We start from the raw sequence: 13,037 nt of genomic DNA, 5'->3' as shown, positions 1-13,037 counted from the left end.
AAAAGTATACAAAATGAATACAAAATATAATTTTTTTCCGAATTGGTTGCAAGAGTTTAAACGTTTTCAGGCATTAAAATCGCAGTTTTTTATTTATGGTAACGTGTACGATTCGTATTATTTTCCAGTAAACTATAGAGAAACTCAAGACGAAAATGAGCTAAGGCATATTAAGTTTCCAGACATTCAATCTTTGTTAATAGAGTATCTTTTAAAAGAAGAGTTTGATGTTGTTACTTATTTTGATATTATTGATGGTTTAAGCATTCTTTCTAATGACCAAAATGTAAATGAAGATAATTTAATAAGCACACTAAATTTAACAAAAGAAGCACCTAATTACTTAAGTGGAACCAAGGCAAAAAAGCTAGACGATGCTATCAGTTTTTTTAGAGAAATTGTAAATAATACCAGTAAACTTTCTGCTTGTGTTGTAAATTTTGCATCGCTGTTTACTTCAAACCCAAACTCTTTAGAAGACGAAGTAAAACCAGTTTTCTTAAAAATGCTAAAGGCTGCACAAGAAGCAAAACGATTTGAAAACAAAGCAGGACAGCGAAATATTATCATTTTTATTTGCGATAAGTTAAGCGATATTCCTGTATGGTTATTGTTAGAAAATCCGCTTACGAAAGGTATTGAAATTCAAAAACCAAATAGAGAAGAGCGTTTGCGATTTGTAAAAACAAGGCAGCATTTATTTTTTCCTAAAGTGAAGAAGAGTGAAGTTAGAGAAGATATAAAAAGCATCTGTAAAGTATTTCCAGATATTACCGATAATTTTACAAATCACGAGTTAGAGAATTTAATTACAATTTCTCAACAAGAAGAAATAAACATAAAAGAGATCAAAGAAATAGTTGATTTATTTAAATACGGAATCAAAGATAATCCTTGGAGTAAAATTGAAAATGCTGTAATTGCTGGTGCAGAAGAAAAGTTGAATAAAACCATTATTGGGCAAAAAGAAGCGGTTAGAAAATCGATAGAAATTATTCAAAGATCTAAATTAGGCTTGGATGCTATAGACAAAGAAAAACCATCTAATAAACCAAAAGGAGTTTTGTTTTTTGCAGGCCCAACAGGAACAGGAAAAACCTATTTAGCCAAAAATTTAGCAGAGTTAATTTTTAATGATGAAGATGCTATGATTCGCTTTGATATGAGTGAGTATAATGATAGTAATTCAGATGTTAAATTAATAGGAAGTCCTCCAGGTTATGTAGGTTATGATGAAGGTGGTCAGTTAACAGATGCCATTAGAAATAAGCCTTTTAGCATTATTTTGTTTGATGAAATAGAAAAAGCACATCCTAAAATATTTGATAAATTTCTTCAAATTTTAGATGATGGAAGATTGACAGATGGTAGAGGAGAAACGGTTTATTTTTCGCAAGCGCTAATTATTTTTACAAGTAATTTAGGTATTTATAAAGAAGATGAATATGGTAATAAAATACCGAATGTAGATTTTAATGACGATTACAATGTAATTGTTGATAAAATTCAAACCGAAATAAAAACATTTTTCACCAATAAATTAGGTAGACCAGAAATTTTTAATCGATTTGGGGATAATTTTGTGGTTTTTAGTTTTATAAAAAATCAAGTTGCCAAACAAATTCTGAATAAAAACTTAAACATAATCACTAAAAATTTAAAGAATCAATTTGATATTGAGTTAATTTTTGATGAAACTTTTTTGAATGATTTCTTAAAAGATTGTGTTGCAGATAATTTAGATATGGGTGGTAGAGGAATCATAAATAGATTAGAAACGCATATAAAAAATGGTTTGGCGAATTTTATTCCAAATAATTTAGACAAAAAGAAAATTGAGATTAAAGTAATTGATAAATCTGTAGTTTTTGAATGAATTGGCAACTCAACAATATAAAATATCCTGTTTATAATCTTGGAGCTGGTAAAAGAATTGGTATTTGGCTACAAGGATGTTCTTTAGGTTGCAAAGGTTGTATCAATAAAACTTTATGGGATACTGCTGGAGGCAAAACATTAAACGTTTTAGATGTTTATAATTTAATAGTTAGTTTAGGTGAAGATTATGATGGAATTACAATTTCTGGAGGAGAACCTTTTGAGCAATATGAGCAATTAATTACTTTTTTACATCTTATTAAAAAGAATACTACATTAGATGTTTTTTGCTTTACAGGTTACGATTTAAACGAGTTAGATACTTTGTACCCAGATCAATTATTTTATAAATATGTAAACACATTGATGACAGGGCGTTATGAAGAAAAAAATCATAGTAATGATAATATAAGGGGTTCTAGTAATCAAAAATTATATCGTTTTATAAATGATAAACCAGTAGAAACTGATATCGAGGAAAATGATAAAAGTTGGGGTTTATATGTTGGTTTAGATGGTCAAATTCAAATGACTGGAATTCCTAAAAAAGGAGAAATAGAACAAATTGAAAAGGATTTGGAAAAAATAAATATTAAAAAAAAGTTTGTATAAATGGAGGATCTTTATTGTGTGAATTGTGAAGAAAATGTAACGATTTCTGATATTTCTAATCCAGAATGCCCCAATTGTTGGGGAGATGATTTTAAAGAAGCAGCGCCTACAGATACAACTGTTAAAGGTGCAGTAAAAAGTATAGAATTAATTTATCAATCAAATTTTGAGAAGATAGCATTAGATTTTTTAAATCCTATTCAAATTTTAGGGAGAGGTTTCGAAGGTTCAGAACTCTTATCAGAAATAAAAGTAAATAACAGACCAGTAATCAGTAAAAGACACTGCCAAATAGAATTTAGGTCGAATGAAAATAGTTTTTATGTATTAGATTTAAATTCAACAAACGGAACTTTTGTTAATGGTAAAAAGGCAGTATCTGAAATTTTGTTAGAAGATCAAAATATTATAAAATTAGGTAGAGAAGTTTTTGTGGCTAGTTTTGTTTATGAAGAGATTCAAGATAATTCTGATAATACAGAAGTAGAGGTCATGTTGAATAATTCTGATACCGAAAATATTGAATCAGGATTTTATTGCCCAGATTGTTCTACTAATTACCAAAATGATGGCTACTGCTCTGAATGCGATGTAAAACTCCGAAAAAACTGATTGTTTTAACTTCAGAAGATCAAACTAAAAACAGTGCCTTCACTTTCTTTACTATTCACTAAAATTTTTCCTTTATGCAACATCATAATTTGTTTACATAAACTCAAGCCAATTCCACTTCCTGTAGATTTGCTTGTAAAAAATGGTACAAAAATGTTTTCCATAATTTCTTTCGGAATTCCTGTTCCATTATCAAAAACTTTTATAATTGTATTTCTGTTTTGGTTTTGTGAGGCTGTAACTTTTATAATTGGTTTTTCTTGGTTTTGGCAAGCATCTTTTGCGTTTAAAATTAAGTTGATTAATACTTGTTCTATTAAATGAACATCAATATCTAATTCTAATCTTTTAGAAGAAATAGAAAATTCAATATCAATATTTTTTGCTTTTATAGAGGGCGCCATCAACAATTCAATATTGTTAAAAAGTTCAGAAACTTGTATTTTATGTAAATTTAAATGAGTTACTTTACTTAAACTTCTGTATGTTTTTGCAAATTTTAATAAACCTTGACTTCTTTTTTTAATCGTTTTTATTCCTGCATTTAAATCTTCAACTTCTAAACTATTTTCCTTCGGATTTTCTAAAGAAAATTCAATGTTCCTCTGTAAAGTATCTGCTAAAGAAGATATTGGTGCAATGGAATTCATTATTTCGTGCGTCATTACACTTAACAGTTTTTTCCAAGCTTCAGACTCATTTTTATTTAGGGTGTTATCAATATTTTGTAGCACAACTAACTTAAAAGAATCTTCTTTAATTTCAAAAATAGTATCGGAAATTAAAACTTTCAACTTTTCATTTTGAAGTGCAATTGTAATAGAATTAGCTTCTCTATTGTACGTTTCAAAAATGATAGTATACAATTCTGGTTTTCTGTTTTCTACAAAACGAATATTCTTAAAAGAAGGGAAATCAATAATTTCTTTAAAAGTATCATTCAACCATAAAACATCGCCAGTTTCAAGATTATAGGCAATAATACCTACATCAATCATTTCTAAAATCTTCTGAAGATAAATATATTGAGTTTCATTTTGAACATTAATTTCTTTAATGGTTCTGTTTACTTCATTAAAACCAGTATATAAAAATCGAATGTCTTTTGGACCTCGATCTTCTGGAAACCAACGTGAAAAATCTCGATATTTTACGGCTTCAAAAAAATCATCAATAGCAGCAAATCTTCTTTTTACAAATGTGTAGATGTCTATAATACTATATAATAATACAGCACTAATTAAAACAATGTATAAAACTTCTTCTAAATCAATAATATAGATTAAACCGAAAATAAGGCCAATCAAGATAAAAATCCGTAGAAAGAGTTTTAAAATATAGCCTTTATAATTCATATTTCTCCAATCTTCTGTATAAAGCAGCTCTTGTAATTCCTAATTCTTTGGCAGATTTAGAGATGTTTCCTTTATGTTTTTCTAATACTGTCAAAATCGTATTTTTTTCAACATCATCTAAATTTAAGGTTTTTGGAGCATTGTTTTCAACCTTACTTTCTATGGATGAAAAAACCAAATCTTCAGCCTTTAAAATGTTGCCATCAGTCATTATTACAGCTCTTTCTAAAATGTATTGTAATTCTCTAACATTACCAGGAAAGCTATGTTTTTTTAGTTTTTTTGTAAAACTAGCATCAAATTCGAAGGAATTTTTATTGTATTTTTCTTCGTATAAATTCACGAAATATTTTGCCAATAATAAAATGTCAGAGCCTCTTTCACGAAGTGGAGGCACTGTAATATCTAACGTATTTATTCTATAAATTAAATCTTTTCGAAACCTTTTTTCATCTGCTAAAACACTTGGGTTTTCGTTGGTTGCACAAATTAAGCGAATATCAATAGGAATGGGCACGTTAGAACCCAAAGGAGTAACTTTTCTGTTTTGTAAAATGGTTAATAAACGAACTTGTTGTCCCAAAGAAATATTACCAATTTCATCTAAAAATAATGTCCCTCCATTGGCAGCTTCAAAACGTCCTTTTCTATCTTCATTTGCGCCAGTAAAAGCCCCTTTTTTATAGCCAAATAATTCGCTTTCAAATAAAGTTGAAGTTAAAGAACCTACATCAACTTTTATAAAAGGTTTGTTATTTCTATTAGAATTTTCGTGTAAAGCTCTCGCAATTAAATCTTTTCCTGTTCCATTTTCGCCTAAAATCAACACATTTGCATCTGTTGGGCCAACTTTTTTGAGTTTTACAAAAACATCTTCCATTACATCACTTTTGCCAATAATAGGAAGGTTGTTTGAAGTATAATTTTCTTTGGTTTTCTTTTCTGATTTTAAAATACTTTTAATGGTATTAATGATCTTTTCGTTTTTCCAAGGTTTTATTAAAAAGTCGGCAGCACCTTCTTTTAAACCTCTAACAGCCAAATCAATATCTGCATAAGCTGTCATTAAAACCACAGCAATATTTGGGTTAAATTTCTTGATTTTATTCAGCCAAAATATTCCTTCGTTTCCAGTATTTACCAATCCATTAAAATTCATATCAAGAATAATCAAATCGAATTTTTTGCTTTCAATTTGAAAATTGATATTACTCGGGTTTTTCTCCACAACAATTTCAGCTACCAAAGGTTTTAGCAAAAGACGAATTGCTGTTAAAACATCAACATCGTCATCAATTACCAAGATTTTTGCATTTTTCAAAACCATAGTTACAATATTACAATTTTATCAGCAAGATTAAAAAATGATAGATAGAAATTATGAAGATGATTTTTCTTGTATCAAAATCGAACAGAAAGTGTATCAAAACCGAACACTTTTAATTTTAGTTAAAAACTTAAAATATTGATAATCAATTGTTTTTGACTTTGGCACTATCTTGACTATAAGGAAAGAGAAATAAAAAAGTAAAAATGGACATTCAAATAGAAAAAAAGAAATTTTCTACAGCAACCTTATTAAAAATCGGAGGCATTGCACTCATCTTATTCTTAATAATTTATGTGATTTATGCAACTTCTGGTGGTGCAAAACTTTCTGTAAATAAAGAACGAATTGCAATTAACACTGTAAAAAATGGTGTTTTTCAAGAAAATATTCCTGTAAGCGGAATTGTTTTACCCATAACAACTATTTATTTGGATGCTGTTGAGGGTGGAAGAGTGGAGGAGAAATTTGTGGAAGATGGCGCAATTATGAAAAAAGGCGAACCAATTTTAAAATTAGCAAATACAGATTTGGAGTTAAGTTTAATCAACCAAGAAACTTCTGTTTATAATTTGTTAACGCAAATGCAGATTTCTCAAAATGCTGCAAGACAGAATACAATTAACAGGTTGAATCAATTTACAGATGTAGAAAATAATTTAATTGAAGCAAAACGTTTGTACGATTTGAATTCTAAATTGTACGAAAAAGGAGCCATTGGAAGACAAGAGTATGAATCTTCAGTAAATAATTACAATTACCAAAAGCAAAGAATGAAACTGACGAATGAAATTTTACAAGAAGATTCTATTGCTACAAAACAAGAAATTCAGCAAGCAAAAAACTCATATCAAAGAACACAAAGTGCTTTAAAGTTGATGCGTAAAAAAGTAGAAGATTTGGTGGTTAGAGCGCCTATTGATGGACAATTAACTTCTTTAGATGCAGAAATTGGGCAATCAAAAAATAAAGGAGAAAGATTAGGACAAATAGATGTGGTTACTGGTTATAAAGTAAGAGTTGATATTGATGAGCATTATATTTCTAGAATTTACACAGGACAGATTGGAACTTTTAACCTGAATAATAAGAAATTCACTTTAGTCATAAAAAAAATATTTACGCAAGTAACCAATGGTCGTTTTCAAGTAGATATGGTTTTTGAAAACGAAGTTCCAAAAGGAATTAGAAGAGGTCAAAATTTACAAATTAGAGTCGCTTTAAGCGCGGAAAAAGAAGCGATGTTAATTCCTGTTGGTGGATTTTTCCAAAAAACGGGTGGAAATTGGATTTTCAAAATCAGTGAAGATGGTTCATCAGCGTACAAAGTAGATATTCAATTAGGAAGTCAGAATACAAAATATTACGAAGTGATTAGCGGATTAAATGAAGGCGATAAAGTCATCACTTCTAGCTATGATTCCTTCAACAAAATAGAACAAATTGTTTTGAAGTAGTTTGGAGTTGGGAGATGGAAGATGGGTGGGAAGTTGGAAGAAAGAAAATAGAACTTAGAAGTCAGATAAAAATTACAGAATTAAGAAAAGAAAATTAATAAATAATTTACAATTAAAAAAACAAAGCCAATAGCGAAAAGCTAAAGGTATAAAGCCAAAAATAATGATAGAAATTAAAGATTTAGAGAAATATTACAAAACAGAAGAAGTACAAACTATCGCATTAAACAAGTTGTCTTTTGAAGTGAAAAAAGGAGAATTCGTAGCAATAATGGGGCCTTCTGGATGTGGGAAATCAACATTATTAAACATTTTAGGATTGTTAGATGATCCTGATGCTGGGAGTTTTAAATTCAATGGAGAAGAAGTTGCTGGCTATAATGAAAGAAAACGTGCGCAGTTAAGAAAACACAATGTAGGTTTCGTTTTTCAGAGTTTTAATTTGATTGATGAATTAACCGTTTTTGAAAACGTTGAATTACCATTAATCTACACAGGAGTAAAATCAGCAGAAAGAAAAAAACGAGTAGAAGAAGTGTTAGAGAAAATGCAAATTATGCACAGACGTAATCATTTTCCTCAACAATTATCTGGTGGTCAGCAACAAAGAGTTGCAGTTGCAAGAGCGGTTGTAAACAATCCGAAATTAATTTTAGCAGATGAACCAACAGGAAATTTAGATAGCGCAAATGGTAATGAAGTTATGGATTTATTAATCGATTTAAATGAAGCTGGAACTACAATTATTATGGTTACGCACAGTGAACACGATGCCAAATACAGTCATAGAATTATTAGAATGTTAGATGGGCAAAAAGTAACCGAAAACATTTTAGTCTAGTAAAAATCATAAAAAATTATTTAAAACCAAGCAAATGTTTAAAAATTATATAAAAATAGCGTTCAGAAATATTCTAAAACACAAAGTGTTTTCATTCATCAATGTTATTGGTTTAACTATAGGTTTTAGCGCGTCTTTTGTAATTGGTTTAATGGTGTATTATGAGTATACTTTTGATGATTTTCATAAAAATGGAGACCGAATTTACAGAGTAGTTACCGATTTTAAATTGCCTCAAGGAACGTTTTATAATTCTGGAGTAACGTTAGCGTTAAAAGGTGCCATTGAAGAGGATTCTAATTTTGATGTAGTTAGTGAGTTTTATGTTGAAAGACCAATGTTGGTTGAAAATAGAGTGAAAAATCTAAAGTTTAAATTACCAAAATTTATCATTTATGCAGATCAAAATTTCTTTAATATTTTTGATTATACCTTTATTGCTGGAGATGCAAATAATACATTAAGCAATCCTAATGAAGTAATTTTAACAGAAGAACGAGCATCACAATATTTCCCGAATACAAATGTCTCTGATATTATAGGAAAAACGTTAATTTATAATGATTCTATAAACGCAAAGGTTACAGGTATAGTTGAGAACTTTAAAGGAAGAACCGATTTTGTTTTTCAAGAATTCATTTCACATCCAACTTTGTTGCAAACTCGATTGAGAGGAAATATAATTGGAAAAAACTGGAACAATACCAATTCTAATTCACAGTTATTTGTAAAGTTGAATTCTAATGCCAATATTGCTTCCATACAAAGTAAACTTAAAGATATTGCAACAGAACACGCAACTGAAGAGGATATTAAATATGGTGAAGAACGAATTTTTAAACTACAACCATTAACAGATTTACACTTTAATGATAATTATGGTTTATACAATTGGTCAGCTGGAAGAGCAAGTAAACCACTTTTAAAAAATTTAGTATTTGTTGCCATCTTTTTGCTGCTTTTAGGTTGTATCAATTTTATCAATTTAAATACGGCTCAAGCAGCACAAAGAGCTAAAGAAATAGGAATTCGTAAAACATTAGGAAGCTCAAGAAAGCAATTGATTGGGCAGTTTTTAGGCGAAACTTTTATATTAGTATTCATATCTGCAACTTTTTCATTACTACTTTCAAAATGGTTGCTAAATGTCTTTTCAGATTTTGTTCCTGCAGGATTAAGCTTCGAATTATTTAAAGTACCTTTTATTATTATTGGAGTAATTCTACTTTTAGTTTTAGTTACTTTTTTATCCGGATTTTATCCAGCAATGATTTTGTCAAAATTCAATACAATTTCTGTGTTAAAAAATCATTTGGGTGTTGGAGATAAAAAGGTAAGATTAAGAAAGTTTTTAACGGTATTTCAGTTTACAATTGCTCAGGTTTTTATCATTGCTACACTTTTAGTAGGGAAACAAATTAATTTTTTACTGAATAAAGATATGGGATTCAAAAAAGACGCAATTGTTTCTGTCTATAAACCTTTAGGCGAAGATTCGTACGAGAAAATTAAATTATACAGAGAAAAATTAGCATCAATTCCAAATATAAAAGTACTCAGTTTAGGTGGTGCTCCTCCAGCATCAACAAGTATTAATTCTACAGATATGAGTAGAATGGTTGATGGTAAAGAGGTGTTTGGAGAAATTCAATGGTTGGCTGGAGATACTGAGTTTTTAAATCTTTTTGAAATTGAATTGCTTGCAGGCAGAACGCAAAGAAATGATACCGTAAAAGAATTGGTAATTAACGAGACTGCATTAAAATTCTATAAATTCAACTCACCTGAAGAAGCTGTTGGAGAATCGTTGTTGTATGATGATGAAAGTCTGCTAATTGTTGGGGTTATGAAAGATTTTCATCAACGCTCATTAAGATCTGATATTAAACCAATGGCTTTTCGTGGAGATTGGTTTAGACCAAGATGGTCTTATTTTCAAGCGGTTCATATTTCTTTACAAAACGATGCTCCAGAAAACTTAAAAAATAGTCTTGCAAAAATTGAAAATGTGTATAAAGAAGTTTATCCAAATACAAATATGCGTTTAGATTTTTTTGATGAAACCATTGCTAAATTCTACAAAAGAGAACAAAAAGTTTCAACATTATTAAACTGGGCAACAGGTCTGTCCATTTTAATTAGTTGTTTAGGTTTGTTAGGCTTGGTTATTTATACCACAAACAGACGTGTAAAAGAAATTGGTGTTCGTAAAGTTTTGGGAGCTTCATTATTTCAAATTAATACACTTTTATGCAAAGAGTTTTTAATATTGGTAGCCATTGCTTTTGCAATTGCAGCACCAATTGCTTGGTATGGAACATATAATTGGTTGCAGAATTTTGCATATAAAACCAGTATTAGCTTTTGGGTATTTGTAGTGAGTGCATTTGCAATGATTGTTTTTGCCTTAATTATTATTAGTGCCAAAACATTGCAAGCAGCCAATGCAAATCCTGTGAATTCTTTACGATCAGAATAGATTAATTAAGCAATGCTGAACTTCTTTCAGCATAAATAATCATAAACCAAAAAAGAAAAAAATATGTTTAAAAATTATATAAAAATTGCCTGGAGAAATTTAATTAAGAACAAGGTGTATTCTTTAATTAATATTGCTGGTTTGGCTATTGGTATTACTGCAACTATTATGATTGGTTTGTGGATTCATGATGAAATCAATTTTAATAATCATTTTGAAAATCAAGATACAATTGCACAAGTTTTACAAACCGAAACTTATAATGGAAATACGGAAACTTCGGAAGCAATTCCTAGGCCTTTAGAATTTGCTATCAGAAAAGATTACGAAGACAATTTTAAACATTTAATAATGTCTTCTTGGACACAACCTAGATATTTAAAATATAGAGAAATCAATTTAAATTTTGAGGGGAATTTTATGCAAAAAGGAGCGCCAGATATGCTGAGTTTGCAAATTATTACTGGAATTAAAAACGGAATAGATGACCAAAAATCAATTATGATTTCTGAAACTACTGCAAAAAAATTGTTTAAAGACGAAAATCCGATAGGCAAAATTGTAAAAATTAATAACACAAACAATTTAACTGTAAGTGCTGTTTATAAAAATATAGCCAATAACAATAGTTTTTCTAATTTAGATTTTATTGTTTCTTGGGATTATTATGTGGCTTCAAGACCTTGGATTCAAAATGCTAAAACAAACTGGGGAAATAACTCTTTTCAGCTTTTTGCCCAAATTAATGAAAACACAACCATGGAGGCTGTTACTGCAAAAATTATTGATGTTAAAAAGAAAGCTTCTCCAGAAGAAGCACAGTTTAATCCGCAGATGTTTTTATTCCCAATGAAAGATTGGTATTTGCGTAATAAATTTGAACAAGGAAAGCAAGTAGGAGGTAGAATTGAAAACGTTTGGCTATTTGGAATTATTGGTGCTTTTGTATTGCTTTTGGCGTGTATCAATTTTGTGAACTTAAGCACTGCAAGGTCAGAAAAAAGAGCCATTGAAGTAGGAATCCGTAAATCGATTGGTTCAAAAAGAAGTCAGTTAATTTCACAGTTTTTAAGTGAATCGTTTTTAATTGTATTATTATCATTTGTACTTTCTATTGGTTTAGTGTTATTGTTCTTAAATGGTTTTAATGATTTAGCCAGTAAAAGAATACTTTTTCCTTGGTTTGATGCTCAGTTTTGGGGAGTTTCTATCATTTTTATTGTAATTGTTTCATTTTTAGCTGGCAGTTATCCAGCACTTTACTTATCGTCTTTTAATCCTGTAACAGTTTTAAAAGGAACTTTTAAAACAGGAAAATATGCAGCATTGCCAAGAAAAATATTAGTAATTACTCAATTTACAGTATCTATAGCGTTAATCATTGGAACTATGATTGTGATAAATCAAATTGATTTTGCTAAAAACAGACCAACAGGTTACAATAAAGAAGGTTTGATACAAATACCTGTAATGACCTCTGAATTTAATGGGAAACTAGATATAATGAGAAACCAATTTATAGCCTCTGGTACAGTTACAGAAATGGCAGGTACAAGCAGCCCAATGACAGATGTTTGGTCCAATTGGAGCGGTTTTAAATGGGATGGAAAAGACCCTGAATTTCAAGAGGAATTTGCCTATACAACCGTTTCTTATAATTTTGTAGAGACTTTAGGGTTGAAAATTATTGAGGGTAGAGGTTTTTCTAGAGATTTTGCTTCTGATTCTACTGCTGTAATTTTAAATAAAACAGCTGTAGAATATATGGGAATCAAAAACCCCATAGGAAAATATATTAGAGATTCTGATGATGAAGATCCAAATGAACCTTTAAAGATTATTGGTATTATCGATGATATTCTTGTACAATCTCCTTATTCACCAATAAAACCATCCATGTATGTTTTTGATAAAAATGGAAACGAAAGCTATTATAATTTAAAAATGAATCCGACCAAAAGTGTTGCAGATAATTTAGCGATTATAGAAAACACATTTAAAGCTAATTTTCCAAGCTTACCTTTTATTTATCAGTTTGTAGATGAGCAATATGGACAAAAATTTAGGTCTGAAGAAAGAATAGCAAACCTATCTAAAGTGTTCACTTTACTAGCAATTTTTATCAGTTGTTTAGGTTTGTTTGGCTTGGCATCTTTTGTAGCAGAACAGCGTACAAAAGAAATTGGAGTGCGTAAAACTTTGGGAGCATCTGTAAGTCAACTATGGATGTTATTATCTAAAGATTTCTTGAAACTAGTGGTTATTTCTTTAATTATTGGTTCGCCAATTGCGTATTTAATGATGAGTGAATGGTTAGAAAAATTTACCTATAGAACCAATATTTCTTGGATAGTTTTTGTAATTGCATCTTCTGGAGCATTATTAATCACTTTAATTACAGTAAGTTATCAGGCAATAAAATCTGCAATAGCAAACCCTGTAAATTCTTTAAAAACGGAATAAAAAAATAATCATA

Annotated in this window: 9 protein-coding genes; 7 read left to right on the top strand and 2 right to left on the bottom strand. The window is 29.5% G+C overall.

The window, feature by feature from the left end:
* The first annotated feature begins 13 nt into the window (after positions 1–13).
* The 3 genes from SJY27_RS06390 to SJY27_RS06380 are packed head-to-tail and all read left to right on the top strand — an operon-like array spanning position 14 to position 3,102.
* Complete coding sequence (locus SJY27_RS06390) at positions 14–1,876, top strand: AAA family ATPase (protein ID WP_397447423.1); 1,863 nt, start codon at positions 14–16, stop codon at positions 1,874–1,876.
* Positions 1,873–2,490: a 4Fe-4S single cluster domain-containing protein gene (locus tag SJY27_RS06385; RefSeq protein WP_397447422.1), complete on the top strand. Its 618-nt coding sequence runs from the start codon at positions 1,873–1,875 to the stop codon at positions 2,488–2,490. The genes SJY27_RS06390 and SJY27_RS06385 overlap by 4 nt, the downstream gene beginning before the upstream one ends.
* Positions 2,491–3,102 (top strand): FHA domain-containing protein, encoded by a 612-nt coding sequence (locus SJY27_RS06380; RefSeq protein ID WP_397447421.1) that lies wholly within the window; start codon positions 2,491–2,493, stop codon positions 3,100–3,102.
* Positions 3,103–3,113: 11 nt separating this feature from the next.
* On the opposite strand, the gene SJY27_RS06375 is transcribed toward SJY27_RS06380, so the two are convergent.
* The gene (locus SJY27_RS06375) at positions 3,114–4,457 is read right to left on the bottom strand and encodes a sensor histidine kinase (RefSeq protein WP_397447420.1); all 1,344 of its coding nucleotides are present in this window, start codon (positions 4,455–4,457) and stop codon (positions 3,114–3,116) included.
* Positions 4,447–5,784 carry a sigma-54-dependent transcriptional regulator gene (locus SJY27_RS06370; RefSeq protein WP_397447419.1) on the bottom strand — a complete coding sequence of 446 codons (1,338 nt, stop codon included), beginning with the start codon at positions 5,782–5,784 and terminating at the stop codon, positions 4,447–4,449. The genes SJY27_RS06375 and SJY27_RS06370 overlap by 11 nt, the downstream gene beginning before the upstream one ends.
* Positions 5,785–5,990: 206 nt before the next feature.
* Here SJY27_RS06370 and SJY27_RS06365 point away from each other — a divergent pair, with 206 nt between their 5' ends.
* The 4 genes from SJY27_RS06365 (at position 5,991) to SJY27_RS06350 (ending at position 13,024) form a co-directional block, all read left to right on the top strand.
* A complete protein-coding gene (locus tag SJY27_RS06365; RefSeq protein WP_397447418.1) occupies positions 5,991–7,241 on the top strand; it encodes an efflux RND transporter periplasmic adaptor subunit in 1,251 nt (416 codons plus the stop codon).
* Positions 7,242–7,404: 163 nt separating this feature from the next.
* Positions 7,405–8,082 carry an ABC transporter ATP-binding protein gene (locus tag SJY27_RS06360; protein ID WP_397447417.1) on the top strand — a complete coding sequence of 226 codons (678 nt, stop codon included), beginning with the start codon at positions 7,405–7,407 and terminating at the stop codon, positions 8,080–8,082.
* Between the two features lie 34 nt (positions 8,083–8,116).
* On the top strand, positions 8,117–10,561 hold the full coding sequence (locus tag SJY27_RS06355) for an FtsX-like permease family protein (RefSeq protein ID WP_397447416.1): 2,445 nt from the start codon (positions 8,117–8,119) through the stop codon (positions 10,559–10,561).
* Between the two features lie 63 nt (positions 10,562–10,624).
* Entirely contained in the window at positions 10,625–13,024 is a 2,400-nt protein-coding gene (locus tag SJY27_RS06350; RefSeq protein WP_397447415.1) for an ABC transporter permease, read from the top strand.
* Positions 13,025–13,037 lie beyond the last annotated feature (13 nt).

Source organism: Polaribacter sp. R77954, assembly GCF_044595335.1.
Lineage (GTDB): Bacteria > Bacteroidota > Bacteroidia > Flavobacteriales > Flavobacteriaceae > Polaribacter.
This window is presented reverse-complemented; position numbering and strand designations above follow the sequence as displayed.